Raw genomic sequence first — 14,956 nt, 5'->3', positions numbered from 1 at the left:
ACGATCACCTGCGCCACAGCGGCAAAAACGAGTTTGGAAAGGAGTTTTTTCGCGACAAGGTCGCCCATGGCCACTGCAGAAAAACGTTTCATAAAAGCCTTCTCAGAGTTTTGTCAGTGCCACCTGGGTCACAGCGCAGCAGCGAGGGAAGTTGAGGCGAAAAAATTGTTAAAAACGCCAACTCAAAACATCAGCAAGGGTGGGCTGGCCAGCAGAGCTTCACGCGGCTGAAACAGCCACCCACAGCACGACCTGATGAGCGCATTGGCAAATTTAAGCACTCGGTTTTTTGGCTGTATGTCACCCCAAACCCGGACAATCGGCGGACATTGAATTATTTTTTAAAATCCGCTCTATCTATTTGATAAATATGATTTTTTAAATACAAAAAAAGCACGAGGCCGATAGCCTTGAAGGCTACGGGCGTCGTGCAAATGGACGGCCTGCGGCAACGCCTGGAATCAGGCGCGGCGATCCTGGGCGACGAGGCTTACATCGGAGACAATATGGCCATCCAGCAGCTTGATCACTCGATCGGCCAACTGGAAGTATTGATCATCATGAGTGATGATCAGAATGGTCTTACCGCGGCGTTTGAGTTCCGGCAGCAACTCCTCATAGAAGAAGCGCTTGAAGGGTGGATCCTGGTCTGCCGCCCACTCGTCAAGCACATACACCGGGCGGTCTTCCATGTAGGCACACACCAGGGCCAGGCGTTTTTGTTGGCCGTAGGACAGCTCTTTGGTCGTGGAGTAACCCAGCCCTTCGATCTTGATCTTGTCGGCCAGCCCCAGCGCGCCGAGGTACTTTTGCGCCAGGTCCGGGTTGACCTCTTCGCCTTCCGGGCCAATCAACCGGTTGAACAGATGAAAGTCGCTGAACACTGCGGAAAACAGGTCGCGGTAGTCGCTGCGGTTATCATCATTGACGGCAACGCCATCCAGCAGGATCTGCCCGGACTGAGGCACGTACAGCCCGCACAAGGCCTTGACCAGGGTGCTTTTGCCGCAGCCATTGCCACCGATGATGTAGATCAACTCACCGCGGTTGATGGTCAGGTCGACCGGCCCGAGGGCAAAGCCGCTCTCGGCCTCGGCACCGCGGTAGTTCATCACCACGCCTTTGAGGGTGATTTCCTGCCAGTGCTTTTTGTGTTCAAGGCGCAGGACATTGCTGGTTTCCGGCTCGCCTTGCTCGGCATGGTGCTCATTGATCAGGAAGCCGAAATCGGCCAGGCGGGTGATCGCAATCCGGCCCTGCGCGACCACCGGCATGGTGCTGATCAAAAGGCCCAGCGGCCCGAGGATGTACATCACGGTCAGGACGCTGGCGGTCAGCACCTGGCTGTCGGTGCTGGTCAGCAGCGGCAAGGCAAACACCAGGCTGCCAATCAGCAGGGACTGAGTGACCAGCCCCATGTTTTCCGCACCCAGGTACCACAGGTGTTCGATGAAGTTGAAACGCGCTACCCGCGTCGACGATTCCTTGATCGCCGAACGGCCAAACCAGCGCCGACGGATGCCGTTGAGCTTGAGTTCCTTGAGGCCAAAGACCAGACCGTGGGTATGCTCGTTGAAGGCCGTGAACTCATCACGCACGCGGCCAGTGAACTTCACCCCACCAAGGAACAGAAACACATACAACACCGCGCCCAGCACCAATAGCGCCAGCGTCAACGCAAACACCGTCCATGACAGGTAGGCCAGGTAGGCCAGGCCGAACATGAATACCGTGGATTCCACCAGCATCACCGGCATCACCAACAAGGTGGCGTTGAGTTGCGGAATGTCAGTGGTCAACAGTGTCAGCACATTGGGTGGGCCACGCCGATCGACTTCCTCAAGGGGTGAGGAGAGGATTTTCTGACACAGCGCGATGCGCAGGCGCGTCATCAGCTTCATGTTGGCGTAAGCGGGAAACAAGGTCGCGCCGTTACGAAACGCCAGCGCCACCACGCTCAAGCCAATAAACCAGTACAGCAGGTGCAAGCGCGACCCCTGCTCGTAGATAGCCTGGTTGACCACGTTAACCACCGCGATCGCCGCCACCCCACTGACGATGCCGGTGACCAGGGAAAAGAACGCCAGCCAGGGATGATTTTGCCAAAGCAGGCGCAAGACCGAGCCCGGCTTGGGCGGCTTTTCATGCTCTTTGTTCATGGACCAACTCCTCAAATACACGCAAGACCGGGCATGGCCTGCCACACAAGCCGCTGCTACCGGCCCTGTTGCCGGCGCCGCCAAGTGTACGGATTGGCGCAAATTCGGATGTCCCCGAAAGCCTGTACAAAACATGGACCGAGACAAAACACACCGCCGAGGCGGACGGCCCTCCGAATGTCCCAGCTTTCCATTGCAGACCGGCGCAGCATGAATGGGCCTAATACGGTCCCGAGCCGGACCCTTCAGTAGTGAAGATGGCTGTTCTGATCGCTCACCCACCTCTTCGCTACCAAGGATGATTGGACTATGGAAATGACGAGCAGCATTCAAAATGCGGACAGCCCACACTTCTATTTCGTACTCGGCGAACTGGTTTCCAGTACCGACCAGGATCACTTCGCACTCAATATGCTCAAGCTGATCGACAAGTTCCTGCCGGTCACGGCGTTGACACTCAGCGAGTGGACCCTGGACGAGTCAAACAGCAGCCTGGTCGATATCAAGCCTCTGGGCACCGCCGGCGACCCTGCCGACATCCCCGTACAAGAAGCGAACGGCGCCAACGCCAACCCTCCCCTGCTCAAGGAAGTGCAGGAGATGGAGGGCTCGTTGCTGATTCGCCTGAATACGCGAACCAAAGGGGCCGCGGGCAAGGTGCCACGCGTTGCGGCGCACGAATGCACACTGGTATCGCGCGATGGCAGCCGGCGCTGTGTGGTGATGCTGTATCGGTCCCAGACGCAGAAGGATTTTTCCTTGAGCGAATTGTCGCGTCTGAAAAACCTCTCCGAAGCCTTGCTGCCATTGATTGAAAGCTATGCCCAGTTCAACCGCCAAAGTGCGCTGCGCAAAATTGGCAGCTGGATGGCGATCCCGCTCAGCGAAACCGAACCGTCGCACATTCATCGTGAGTTTCAAAAGCGTCTGTCGCTGTGCGATATCACGCTCTCAACCCGCGAACAGGAAGTTTGCCTCGGCTTGCTCAACGGCGGAACCGTGCCGGAAATAGCCGAGAAACTACGTCTCAAGAACAGCTCTATCGAAACCTATCTCAAGCGTGCAACAGCAAAGCTTGGGGTCAGCGGCCGACATGGATTGACCAAGTGGGCGGTCGGCGCCTGACGACATTCAAGAGGCGGGTTGCTGCGCTGCAACCCGTGTTCCCCTTCACATGAGGCTGGCCAATGAACAAGTTTGCTTTCTCTGCGGTGGCGGTTGCAGTGGTACTGAGCGGGTGCTCACTGATCCCTGACTACCAGCAACCGGCAGCTCCGGTGACCACGCAATACCCGCAAGGCCCGGCCTATGCCGCCGCTGCAGGTACCGTCAGCGAAGAGGTTGCCCGCCAGGGCTGGCGCACATTGTTCCATGACCCCGCCTTGCGGCAGTTGATCCAGACCGCCCTCACCGAAAACCGTGACCTGCGTGTGGCGGCGCTGAATGTCGAGGCGTACCGCGCCCAGTACCAGATCCAGCGCGCTGACCTGTTCCCGGCGGTCTCGGCGACGGCAGGCGGCACCCGCCAGCGGGTACCGGCCAGTATCACGAAGACCGGTAAGGCGGCGATCACTTCGACGTATTCCGCGACCCTGGGCATCAGTTCCTATGAGCTGGATTTCTTTGGTCGCATCCGCAGCCTCAGCGAGCAGGCGATGCAGGCGTACCTGGCCACCGAGCAAGCGCAGCGCAGCGCCGAATTGAGCCTGGTGGCCAGCGTGGCCAATGCTTACCTGACCTGGCGTGCCGATCAGGAATTACTCGCGCTGACACGCCAGACCCTCGCCTCTTATGAGGAAAGCCTGCGTTTGACGACACGCAGCCTGCAGGTGGGTACAGCGTCGTCGCTGGATGCCGCCCAGGCGCAAACCAGTGTCGAGAACGCCCGCGCCAACCTCGCGCGCTATGAGCGACAAGTAGCCCAGGACCGCGATAGCCTGACGTTGCTGGTTGGCACCGCACTGCCGGAATCCCTGCCGAGCCTGCCGCTGTCGAGCAACCTGATCGCCCGGGTACCCGCCGGCCTGCCGTCGGACCTGCTGCAGCGCCGCCCCGACATTCTGCAAGCCGAATACCAGCTCAAATCCGCCAATGCCAATATTGGTGCGGCCCGCGCAGCGTTCTTTCCCAGTGTCAGCCTGACCGCCAACGCCGGCGCGTCCAGCTCGCAACTGTCGAGCCTGTTCAAGGGTGGTTCCGGCAGCTGGACATTCCAGCCGCAGATCAACCTGCCCATCTTCAACGCCGGCAGCCTGCGCGCCAGTCTCGACTACGCCAAGCTGCAAAAAGACATTGGCGTGGCCCAGTACGAGAAGGCTATCCAGACCGCTTTCCAGGAAGTGTCCAGCGGCCTGGCGGCACGCCAGACTTACGACGACCAACTGAACGCCCAACGCGACCTGGTGCAGGCCGACCAGACCTATTACAACTTAGCTCAACGCCGCTACCGCCTGGGCCTGGACAGCAACCTGGTGTTCCTCGACGCGCAGCGCTCGTTGTTTTCGTCACAGCAGGGGCTGATTACCGACCGTTTGGCGCAGTTGATCGCCGAAGTCAACCTGTACACCGCCCTCGGCGGCGCATGGGGGGAACCGACCCAACTGGCTGCTGCCGAGACGCGGCCATGAGTACCTTCGAGCCCGGGCAATATGTGCGCCTGCGCTCGGGGGGCAAAAGGATGCTGGTCAAACCGCCACCGGAGGCGACGCCATTGCCGCACTCCACACTGGTGCTGTGTGAGCACGAAGAGAAAAAACGCACGGTGCAGGGGTTTTACATCGCCACCAACCTGAAGCTGGCGAGCGACCCTCAACAGTAAAGCCACCCCGGCACACAGCCGAGGTGGTTTTTTTATGCTGACCGGCTCAGTCGCTCGCTTGCGACAACGGCCTGGCCACCTGTTCCAGCGCCTTGCCCTCCCCCAGACCGCCCGCACCAGCACCGCCAGGCACAGCATTGCAGCACCCATCCAAATAGCCGATGAACAGGCTGCTGCGTTTGTGGCTCTGGTTACCGAAGCCTGACTTCAACACCAGATCGCTCGCGCACTGATTCGCCCGGGTGCGCAATATCCGTTTGGGCCGCCTCAAGCGTGGCCGATTCCTTATAACGCTACAGCTGGCCCTGAGAGTCCCGTTTGTGTCCGTAAATACCCCATCCCTATGAACCGGACTGTTCTAGTTTCTACCAGCCCCTGATCAGCGGCTCGGTCTTCAGTGCAGGCTCGCTTCCAATGAGCCTGGTAACGCTGGGTTATCTTTCGCACACAAAAACAATACACAGGGAGATTCAAATGAGTATCCGACTGTATCGTTCTGTTCTCGTTGTCATCACCTGCTTGTTATGTTCAACCGGCTTTGCTGGCGAACAACCTTATCGATTCGGCTTGGGCAAAGCCGATATTACCGGCGAAGCAGCGGAAGTCGGGATGATGGGGTACTCCTCCACCGACCAGAAGACCGGTGGAATTCATACGCGGCAATGGTCGAGGGCGTTCATCATTGAAGATGCGGCCACGGGCAAGCGGCTGGTGTACGTCAACACCGACCTGGGCATGATTTTCCAAGCGGTGCAGCAAAGTGTGTTGCGCACGTTGGAGAAGAAATACCCTGGGATCTATAACGAAAACAATGTGATGCTGGCGGCCACTCACACTCACTCAGGTCCCGGTGGCTTTTCCCATTACACGATCTACGACTTGTCGATACTGGGCTTTCAGGAAAAGACCTTTAACGTGATTGTCGATGGCATCGTGCGCTCAATTGATCAGGCCCATCAACACATGCAGCCTGGCCGATTGTTTTATGCCAAGGGTGATCTCACCAATGCCAGCAAGAACAGGTCGCTGCTCTCCCACCAGCGCAATCCGGATATTGCCGGCTACCTAGATGGTATCGACCCGGAAATGACGGTATTGAAGTTCGTCGACCAACAGGGCGAGATGGCCGGAGTCATCAGTTGGTTCCCTGTGCACGCCACGTCCATGACCAATAACAATCATCTGATTTCTTCTGATAACAAAGGCTATGCGTCTTACCACTGGGAACACGACATCAGCAAGAAACCGGGGTTTATCGCCGCCTTTGCCCAGACCAATGCCGGCAATCTGTCGCCCAACTTGAACTTGCGCCCAGGCTCCGGGCCGACCGAGAACGAATTCGCCAACACCAAGGAGATCGGCTTGAGGCAGTTCAACAAAGCCTATGAACTGGCCACCGGGCCGACCGAGGAAGTGACCGGGAGGCTCGACAACCGCTTTCAGTTTGTCGACTTCCACGGCCTGACCGTACGCCCTGACTACACCGATGGCACACCGAAAACACTGTGTATTGCCGCCTTGGGCAGCAGCCTGGCGGCCGGCAGTACGGAGGATGGCCCTGGCCCACTGGGCATCAGTGAAAGCAATAATCCGCTGCTGTCTTTCCTCGGCGGCTTGCTCACCGGTGTGCCGTCCAAAGAGCTGAAGAAGTGCCAGGCTGAAAAACAGATACTGGCCGATACCGGCAACAAAAAACCCTTTCCCTGGACCCCCAATGTGCTGCCGATCCAGATGTTCCGCATCGGCCAACTCGCCGTGCTGGGTGCACCGGCCGAGTTTACGGTGATGTCCGGTGTACGCATTCGCCGGGCGGTACAAGCCATCGTCACCCCCATGGGAATCAACCATGTGATCTTCAATGGTTATGCCAACGCCTACTCCAGTTACGTCACCACTCGCGAGGAATACAGCGTCCAGGAATATGAAGGCGGCTCGACGATCTTCGGCCCCTGGACCCAGGCCGCCTATCAACAGCTGTTCACCGACATGGCCAGCGCCATGCGTGACAATCGGCCGGTCGCCAGTACCGCCCAGCCACCTGACCTGTCCTGCTGCTTGTTGAACTTCCAGACTGGCGTCGTCACCGATGCCCCCTATATCGGCACCTCGTTCGGCGATGTATTGCAGCAACCGGAAAAGATCTACCACCGGGGACAAACCGTGACGGTGGCCTTCGTCACCGGACACCCGAAGAACAACCTGCATACCGAAGACACCTTCCTGAGCGTGTACTACACCTCAGCCGACCCCACCCGTGACAAACTGGCGATACGCGTGGCGACCGACAACGACTGGGAAACCAAATACCGCTGGGAACGGGTCGGTATTTCCGCATCGAAGGCGACTATTTCCTGGGATGTTCCGCAGGATGCCAAACCCGGCTTCTACTACATCAGCCATGGCGGTGATCAGAAGAATGTCTGGGGGACTATCAGTGCCTTTACAGGAACTACCCGGAAGTTTGAAGTGGTGGCTGATTGACCCTCGGCTGGTAATACGTTACTTCTGGCAGGGTTCGTTTTTTTGTTCATCAGGGATGACTATCAAGTGCTGGTCGCCTGGCCTGCACTTGATACTCTCGTCGCATTCGCTATCAATAAGCGTCGCTTTCAAGATGGTTCTCTTTAATATCGCCACTCAAGATAGCGCCACCCTACTTGAAAACAACTGTCCACTCACCCCGTTGGACATGACCTGAATCTGGCTGCTCTTGACTCGTTGTTATTATGACCCGGCAGTCATTATCAATGAGTGCCGGCCTTACCCAGGAACCTGGGTATTGATGAGTTGTTTTGTAATATTTGTACCCTACCCTACCGGCCACTGAGTACAGGGGCTTAAATCGGCTCGAGCTCGACAACACACGCACTCTTTTCTTCAGGGAACCAACCATGGTTGAAAGCAAAGTGCTAGTCGCCAATATCACCACGTTTTCTCAATCGGCCAGCGCGATGCCGGAGGCGGAGCGCAAGCAGCGCGCGGAAAACTTGATAGAGGAAATAAAAAGTGCCGTCGCCAAAGGGGCGAACCTGAACCAGGCCTACGCCCACGTTCAGGAACTGACGCCGTACATCGAGCCTCAGCCCAATTCCCTGGAGGCCTTGAACTACAAGCTCTGGATGGAGCTCAAGGACAGCCATACCCCGCCGCCGCTGCCCTGCGCCGCTCAGCGCGAGCAGATCAGCCTCTACGCGAAAGCCTCCGAACAGGTGATTGATGAGGTGCTCGGTAGCGTTGAAGACGAAGAGCAACAGCACAGCCTTATCGAAGAAAGGCTCAGCGCACTGCGCAAGCAGATCTTTGGCATGGAAGAACCTCAGTTCCTGCTGCAATAAAGGGCCGCTAGTGGGACGTCGACTATTTAAAAATCAAATCTGTGTCTTTCAAAGTCCGCTTTTTGTCCTTTAATGCCCTGGTAGTATTTGCGGCGCAGCCCTCAGATTAGAAACGATAGGAGCCTCTTGGAAGAAAGCGCTTATTGGGCCGATAAAAATAGCCATGCCCCATAAAAGTGCATCTTATCCTTTGCTGGATTTCATGCCTTGAATAGCTGCCTGGGTGTCGTCTTTACTATGAGTAACTGTCGCATTTGAAATACCAGGGCTTAACTTTGCAGCAGAGCATAGCCTGGCACTTGCGACTAGAGCTTCGAGAAAATAGCGGTCTATTTAATAAAAACATCAAGAAAGAACAATAAGGTCGACCTTTTATGAGGGCGTTTCCCCAACGCACCTTACAGGAAGCTTATCGATGACAGACGCCCCAAAGTTTCATCGTCGTACTTTTTTGAAAGGCAGTGCACAAGCTGCAGCGCTGGCCGGAATGTCCGGACTTTTTCCCGAAACCATACGACGCGCACTGGCCATTGAGCCGGATGTGCGCAGCGGCACCCTTAAGGATGTCGACCATGTGGTCATCCTGATGCAGGAAAACCGCTCGTTTGATCATTACTTCGGCCACCTCAATGGCGTTCGTGGATTCAACGACCCTCGGGTTATCAAGCGCGCCGATGGCAAGTCGGTGATGCATCAAACCTACAAAACCACCGAATACCTGCCTTATCACTTCGACACCAAGAACGTTCACGCCCAATGGTTAGGTTCGCAGAACCACGAATGGTCGGCGTTTCACGGGACCTGGAACGAAGGCCGCAACGACCAGTGGACGGCGATCCAGGACTACACCGCCATGGGCCATTTCAAGCGGGATGACATCCCGTACTACTATGCCCTGGCAGACGCCTTTACCTTGGGTGAGGCCTATCACCAATCGATCATGGGCCCCACCAACCCCAATCGCCTGTATCACATGACCGGCCGCACCGCGCCCACCGGCGATGGCAAGAATGTCCAATACACCAACAGCATGGGCGACGGCACCATCGGTGTGAGTGGTTCTGTGGACTGGACCACCTACCCCGAACGCCTGAGCGAAGCCAATATCAATTGGCGTATTTACCAGGAAGGCGGCTACCAGTCGTCTTCACTCTGGTGGCTCTACCTCGATCTCAAATGGAAGTGGCTCATACAGGAGGACAACAATTACGACTGCAATGCCCTGGCCTGGTTTAAACGCTTCAAGGAGTCAAAACCCGACTCCGATTTGTGGCAACGAGCCATGGTCGCTCGCGGAGTGACCAAGTTGCGCGAAGACGTGCAAAACAACACCTTGCCACAAGTGTCTTGGATCGTGCCGCCGTACTGTTATTCGGAACACCCTTGGTGGGGTCCCTCCTTCGGTGAATACTACGTATCGAAGATTCTCGAAGCCCTGACCAGCAACCCCAAGGTCTGGGCCAGGACCGTATTCATCATCAACTACGATGAAGGCGACGGTTATTTCGACCATGTGTCCGCTGCCGTGCCGCCATGGAAACCGGGCACCGGCATTTCGGCCGTCGACACCCAAGGCGAAATCGAAAGCGCCACCCAGTTGCCCATTGGCTTGGGTCCGCGCGTGCCGGTACTGGCGATATCGCCGTGGTCCCGAGGTGGAAAGGTCAGTGCCGAAGTCTTCGATCACACCTCTGTGCTCAGATTCCTCGAAAAACGCTTCGGCGTTACCGCGGACAATATTTCCCCCTGGCGCCGGGCGGTTTGCGGTGACTTGACCTCGCTTTTCGACTTCACCGGGAAAACCGATAGCAGCGTTCCCGCCAACCTGACCAACCTGACTGAAACCAAAGCCCGTCAGGATGACGCCTACTACAAGCAGTACTATCGCTCCTACCCTTATTACACCAACCCGAAGACTTTGCCGGGCCAGGAAACCGGCCAGCGCGACGCCCTGGCAGTGCCCTATGAGTTGCATGCCGAGGTCAGCGTCGCCGCCAGCGATGGCAGCTTGCTGCTGAGCTTGAGAAACGACGGCATGGTCTTGCCGGAAAACCCTTACGCACGTTCGGCTGCGGTCTTTCAGGTGCACTCCAACGAACGGGGTGCCCCGGCGTTCTATACGGTGACCAGCTACGATATCTATGCACAAACAGACCGTAGAAGCCGCGGCCAGACCGTTATCGAAAACCTGAAGGATCGTATCGACGCGAACGGTCGCTACGGCTTTGAAGTACGTGCACCGAATGGCTTCTATCGGGAATTTACCGGCAATAACCAGTTGGCCAAGACCCTCGCCCGGCCTGAAGTTTCAGTCAGCTACCAGGGGATGCAGATTGTCCTGACGATCAAAAATACCGGGGTACTGGCCTGTACGGTGACGGTGAAATCCAACCCCGCGTACAAGGGCGATACGGTGCACACCCATGAGCTCAAGCCGGGTGAAAGCCTGACCGATGTCTGGTTGCTGCGCAGCAGTTCCGGCTGGTATGACCTGACCCTTACAGCCACCAACACCGAAAGCAACTTCTCGCGCAGGCTGGCTGGGCATGTTGAAACCGGTTTGCCAAGCCGGACCGATCCACTCTTGGACATCATGCCGTCCTGATGAAAGGAACCTTCCAGATGAAAGCCATTCTTTTAGCGGTGTGTGCAGCGCTGATCGCCTACCTGGTGCTCTTTCGCCAGCCGGCGGACACCGTGGTGGAACAAGCGCCCAGCGTCGCCTCAAGCCCGGAGAGCAATACCAGGCCGGCCGTGCCTGCGTCAGCCGCCGACAGCCAAGCGCCAGCGTCGCTGGAGCAGGAAATCGCCGCGTTTTCGCAAACCGCCAACACCTTGCCGGCCGCCGAGCGCCGCCAGGTCGCCGAGCGCTTGATCAACGAGCTGAAAACCTCGGTCAGCAACGGCGAGGACTTGAAGAGCGCCTATGCCCAGGTCGAGCGACTGACGCCAAACATCGAGTCCGACCCCAAGTCACTGGAGAGCCTGAACTACAGCATCTGGATGGACATGAAAGACCACGCCACACCACCGGCTCCCCCCTCGCCTGCCCAGCGCCAGCAACTGGATACCTACCAGCAGGCGGCGAACCAAGCGATTGACGAAGTACTCAAGACCGTCGATGGCGACGAGGCTCGACGCGCCGCCATCGAGGAAAAACTCAAGGCGCTGCGCCTGGAGATCTTCGGCAGCAGTGCCCCGCAGCCGCTGAGCCATTAAGGCACCTTGTCACCCCGTGACGACGCACGGTCGCCATGGGGTGACAAGGTCTGTTCACCGACGGAATCCGCTGATGGCCATAGCCGACTCACCCACACTGACCACGCAAGCTATCGACTGGCTGGTAACACAGGGGCACTTGAAAGGGGCCGAGGTTGCACAAGCCAGGCAGCTGGAGGCCGACGCGCAACAACACGAGTTGCCCGAGTTGCTGATTCGACTCGGCCGGCTCTCGGAACAAGACCTGGCAACGGCCTGGTCGACCCTGCTGGACATTCCCTTGTTGCATGGCAGCGACGCGCCGCCGCTGGAAGGTGGTTTGCCGGACGTCTCGCCACGGTTTCTGAAACACTACGGCGTGGTGCCTTTGCCGCCCTTCGACCATCAACTGCACATATTGGTGAGCAACCCGGCCCAGCGCTATCCGATCCTGGCTCTGGAATATGCCAGCCAGCTCACGGCGCGCCTGTCGATCGGCCTGCGCAGTGAGATTGAGCAATTGATCGAGCGTTATTACGGCCAGGGCCGCTCGGCCATGGGCACGCTGATCGAAAACCTCGGCGAGAGCGTCGACAAGAGCGACGATATCGAACACCTCAAGGACCTGGCTTCCGAAGCCCCGGTGATCCGGATCGTCAACCTGTTGTTGCAACGAGCGGTCGAACTGGGCGTCTCGGACATTCATATCGAACCCTTCGAAAACCAGCTCAAGGTGCGTTACCGCATCGATGGAACCTTGCAGGAAGGCGAGGCGCCTCCGGTCAGTTCGTCGGCGGCGGTGATTTCCCGGATCAAGATCATGGCGCACCTGGACATTGCCGAACGACGCCTGCCCCAGGACGGGCGCATGATGTTGAGGATTCAAGGCAAGGAGCTGGACCTGCGGGTCTCGACGGTGCCGACCCGGCACGGCGAATCGGTGGTCATGCGGCTGCTGGACCGGGACAAGGTGACCTTCGACTTTCCCAGCCTGGGCTTCGATGGCCAGCGCCTCCGGCAGCTCCTCGACTTGCTCGAGCGCCCCCATGGCATTCTGCTGGTGACCGGCCCCACCGGCTCGGGCAAGACCACCACCCTGTACACCGCATTGACCCGACTCAATACCAGCGAACGGAAGATCATCACCGTCGAGGATCCTGTCGAATACCAATTGGCGGGGATCAATCAGATTCAGGTCAAGCCGGCCATCGGCCTGGACTTCGCCGGGGCGTTGCGCTCGATTGTCCGCCAGGACCCGGACGTGATCATGATCGGTGAAATACGCGATCTGGAAACCTGTCGGATCGCCATCCAGTCGTCATTGACCGGCCATCTGGTGTTGTCGACCTTGCACACCAATAGCGCCGCCGCCAGTATTACCCGCTTGCTGGACATGGGCGTGGAGAGCTACCTGATCGCCTCGACCGTCAGCGGGATCCTCGCTCAGCGCCTGGTGCGACGGCTGGACCCGCAATGGCGCGAAGCCTTTGAGGCGCCGGCGCAACTCATCGCCGAGCACCAGCTGGATCGCTACACCAATGAGCGTCCGATCCGGCTGTACCGCCCCAGGGCCGACGCTCCGGGAACCGGTTACAGCGGACGCAGTGCCGTCACCGAGTTGTTGGTGATGAATGAGCAAATCCGCTCGCTGCTGATGCGTCACGCCGACGCTGCTACCTTGGAACAGGCCGCTCGCGCTGCTGGTTTGCGCACCTTGCATGAGGAAGGCCTGCGCCAGGCCCTGGCGGGTATCACCTCACTGGAAGAGGTATTGCGCATCACGCGCAATGACTGATCATGGAACAGTATCAATACAAGGCACTGGATGCCGACCACAACACCGTGAACGGCCATCTTGAGGCCAGCGACCCGCAGGCCGCCGCGAGCCAGTTACAAGAGCGTGGCCTGCTGGTCCTGCGGGTACAACGTGCCAGCGGCGCTACGGGTTTGTCTCGCCCCTCCTGGTTGCGCTCCTCCCCCTTCAGCCGCGAGGAGCTCAGCCGTTTTACCCAGCAGCTCGCGACATTGCTCGGGGCTGATCAGCCGCTGGAACGGGCGCTGGGTATCCTGATTCGGCAACCCGGCAAACCCGCGGCTCGGCAATTGATCGAGCGCATTCGCGACCGGGTCAAGGCCGGGCAGACGCTGTCAGCAGCCATGGCCGTCGAACAGTCGTCCTTTACCCCGCTGTACTTGAGCCTGGTTCACGCCGGCGAAGCCGCCGGGTTGCTGGATCAAAGCCTCGGGCAACTGGCGAGCTACCTGGAGCGGACGCAGGCCATTCGCACCGAAGTCATCAACGCCTTGATTTACCCGGCCTTCCTGGTGGTGGGAGTGCTCGGCTCGCTGGTGTTGCTGCTGGCCTATGTGGTCCCGCAGTTCGTGCCGATTTTCGACGGCCTGGGGGTGCCTGTTCCGCTGCTGACCCAGCTGATCCTCGACCTCGGGCAGTTTATTTCCAGCTATGGCCTGCATGCATTGGCGCTGCTTCTCGGGCTGGCTTGGACAGCGCTGAGCTACATGGGCCGGCCCGCAAACCGCTTGAAATGGCATCGATACCTGCTGCGGTCACCCCTGGCCGGCGGCTTGTTGAAACGCCTGGAAACCGCTCGGTTCGCCCGGACCCTGGGCACCTTGCTGGCCCAAGGAGTACCCCTGATCAATGCCCTGGACATCAGCCGGCAAGTCGCCAATAACCTGGCGATGAACGCCGCCGTGGCAAACGCCACGGTCAAGGTCAAGGACGGCCAGCGGCTGTCGACGGCATTGGAGGCGGAACAACGGTTGCCTGACCTCGCGATCCAGATGATCGAAGTGGGTGAAGAGTCCGGGACACTCGATGGCATGTTGTTGAAAGTGGCGAGCATTTTCGATGAAGAGGCCAAGCGCAGCATCGACCGATTGTTGGCCGCGCTGGTCCCCAGCCTGACCGTGGTCATGGCGGCGTTGGTGGCGGTGATCATGCTGGCCATCATGCTGCCGCTGATGAGCCTGACCAGTAACCTTTGACCGGAGACGTTAATGAAAACCACTCGTTCACTGCCCAAGCGCCAACGCGGCTTCACCTTGCTGGAGATGCTGGCGGTCATTGTCTTGCTCGGCATTGTCGCGACCATCGTCGTTCGCCAGGTCGGTGGCAATGTCGACAAGGGCAAGTACGGTGCCGGCAAGGCGCAACTGGCCAGCCTGTCGATGAAAATCGAAAGCTATGCGCTGGACGCCGGGTCACCGCCGCCCACCCTCGATGCGCTGCTTGCCCGCCCCGCCAATGCGTCCAGTTGGAACGGTCCGTACGCCAAGGCCAGTGATCTGAAGGACCCGTTCGGCCATGCATTCGGCTATCGCACACCCGGCCAGCACGGTTCGTTCGACCTGATTTTTTACGGTCAGGATGGCCAGCCCGGCGGCGACGGCTACAACAAGGACCTGGGCAGTTGGGAATAGCC

11 protein-coding genes are annotated in these 14,956 nt (G+C 58.5%); 10 read left to right on the top strand and 1 reads right to left on the bottom strand.

Features of this window, described 5'->3' with window-relative positions:
- Nucleotides 1-461: 461 nt before the first annotated feature.
- Entirely contained in the window at nucleotides 462-2,159 is a 1,698-nt protein-coding gene (locus I9018_RS15725; protein WP_241110049.1) for a cyclic peptide export ABC transporter, read from the bottom strand.
- 309 nt (nucleotides 2,160-2,468) lie between these two features.
- On the opposite strand from I9018_RS15725, the gene I9018_RS15720 reads away from it, so the two are divergent.
- The 10 genes from I9018_RS15720 (at nucleotide 2,469) to gspG (ending at nucleotide 14,954) form a co-directional block, all read left to right on the top strand.
- Complete coding sequence (locus I9018_RS15720; protein WP_241110048.1) at nucleotides 2,469-3,284, top strand: helix-turn-helix transcriptional regulator; 816 nt, start codon at nucleotides 2,469-2,471, stop codon at nucleotides 3,282-3,284.
- A 62-nt stretch (nucleotides 3,285-3,346) separates the two neighbouring features.
- Nucleotides 3,347-4,786, top strand: a complete 1,440-nt coding sequence (locus I9018_RS15715; protein WP_124347615.1) for an efflux transporter outer membrane subunit — start codon at nucleotides 3,347-3,349, stop codon at nucleotides 4,784-4,786.
- Nucleotides 4,783-4,977, top strand: a complete 195-nt coding sequence (locus I9018_RS15710) for a hypothetical protein (protein ID WP_068588115.1) — start codon at nucleotides 4,783-4,785, stop codon at nucleotides 4,975-4,977. The genes I9018_RS15715 and I9018_RS15710 overlap by 4 nt, the downstream gene beginning before the upstream one ends.
- Before the next feature lie 474 nt (nucleotides 4,978-5,451).
- Nucleotides 5,452-7,458: a neutral/alkaline ceramidase gene (locus I9018_RS15705; protein ID WP_241110047.1), complete on the top strand. Its 2,007-nt coding sequence runs from the start codon at nucleotides 5,452-5,454 to the stop codon at nucleotides 7,456-7,458.
- 410 nt (nucleotides 7,459-7,868) lie between these two features.
- Nucleotides 7,869-8,312 carry a phospholipase C accessory protein PlcR gene (plcR, locus tag I9018_RS15700; RefSeq protein ID WP_124347613.1) on the top strand — a complete coding sequence of 148 codons (444 nt, stop codon included), beginning with the start codon at nucleotides 7,869-7,871 and terminating at the stop codon, nucleotides 8,310-8,312.
- A gap of 415 nt (nucleotides 8,313-8,727) precedes the next feature.
- Complete coding sequence (locus I9018_RS15695; protein ID WP_124347612.1) at nucleotides 8,728-10,917, top strand: phospholipase C, phosphocholine-specific; 2,190 nt, start codon at nucleotides 8,728-8,730, stop codon at nucleotides 10,915-10,917.
- Nucleotides 10,918-10,934: 17 nt separating this feature from the next.
- Nucleotides 10,935-11,531 (top strand): phospholipase C accessory protein PlcR, encoded by a 597-nt coding sequence (gene plcR, locus I9018_RS15690; RefSeq protein WP_241110046.1) that lies wholly within the window; start codon nucleotides 10,935-10,937, stop codon nucleotides 11,529-11,531.
- A 73-nt stretch (nucleotides 11,532-11,604) separates the two neighbouring features.
- The gene (gspE, locus tag I9018_RS15685) at nucleotides 11,605-13,305 is read left to right on the top strand and encodes a type II secretion system ATPase GspE (protein ID WP_241110045.1); all 1,701 of its coding nucleotides are present in this window, start codon (nucleotides 11,605-11,607) and stop codon (nucleotides 13,303-13,305) included.
- 2 nt (nucleotides 13,306-13,307) lie between these two features.
- Nucleotides 13,308-14,519, top strand: coding sequence for a type II secretion system inner membrane protein GspF (gspF, locus tag I9018_RS15680; protein WP_241110044.1), 1,212 nt, complete (start codon nucleotides 13,308-13,310; stop codon nucleotides 14,517-14,519).
- 12 nt (nucleotides 14,520-14,531) lie between these two features.
- Complete coding sequence (gene gspG, locus I9018_RS15675) at nucleotides 14,532-14,954, top strand: type II secretion system major pseudopilin GspG (protein ID WP_068576964.1); 423 nt, start codon at nucleotides 14,532-14,534, stop codon at nucleotides 14,952-14,954.
- Nucleotides 14,955-14,956 lie beyond the last annotated feature (2 nt).

It is taken from the genome of Pseudomonas sp. MPFS (assembly GCF_022537035.1).
Lineage (GTDB): Bacteria > Pseudomonadota > Gammaproteobacteria > Pseudomonadales > Pseudomonadaceae > Aquipseudomonas > Aquipseudomonas sessilinigenes.
This window is presented reverse-complemented; position numbering and strand designations above follow the sequence as displayed.

Bases quoted from the DNA above. Each gene is read 5' to 3' on its own strand.
- I9018_RS15725 (WP_241110049.1), bottom strand. From the start codon at position 2,159: ATGAACAAAGAGCATGAAAAGCCGCCCAAGCCGGGCTCGGTCTTGCGC.
- I9018_RS15720 (WP_241110048.1), top strand. From the start codon at position 2,469: ATGGAAATGACGAGCAGCATTCAAAATGCGGACAGCCCACACTTCTAT.
- I9018_RS15715 (WP_124347615.1), top strand. From the start codon at position 3,347: ATGAACAAGTTTGCTTTCTCTGCGGTGGCGGTTGCAGTGGTACTGAGC.
- I9018_RS15710 (WP_068588115.1), top strand. From the start codon at position 4,783: ATGAGTACCTTCGAGCCCGGGCAATATGTGCGCCTGCGCTCGGGGGGC.
- I9018_RS15705 (WP_241110047.1), top strand. From the start codon at position 5,452: ATGAGTATCCGACTGTATCGTTCTGTTCTCGTTGTCATCACCTGCTTG.
- plcR (WP_124347613.1), top strand. From the start codon at position 7,869: ATGGTTGAAAGCAAAGTGCTAGTCGCCAATATCACCACGTTTTCTCAA.
- I9018_RS15695 (WP_124347612.1), top strand. From the start codon at position 8,728: ATGACAGACGCCCCAAAGTTTCATCGTCGTACTTTTTTGAAAGGCAGT.
- plcR (WP_241110046.1), top strand. From the start codon at position 10,935: ATGAAAGCCATTCTTTTAGCGGTGTGTGCAGCGCTGATCGCCTACCTG.
- gspE (WP_241110045.1), top strand. From the start codon at position 11,605: ATGGCCATAGCCGACTCACCCACACTGACCACGCAAGCTATCGACTGG.
- gspF (WP_241110044.1), top strand. From the start codon at position 13,308: ATGGAACAGTATCAATACAAGGCACTGGATGCCGACCACAACACCGTG.
- gspG (WP_068576964.1), top strand. From the start codon at position 14,532: ATGAAAACCACTCGTTCACTGCCCAAGCGCCAACGCGGCTTCACCTTG.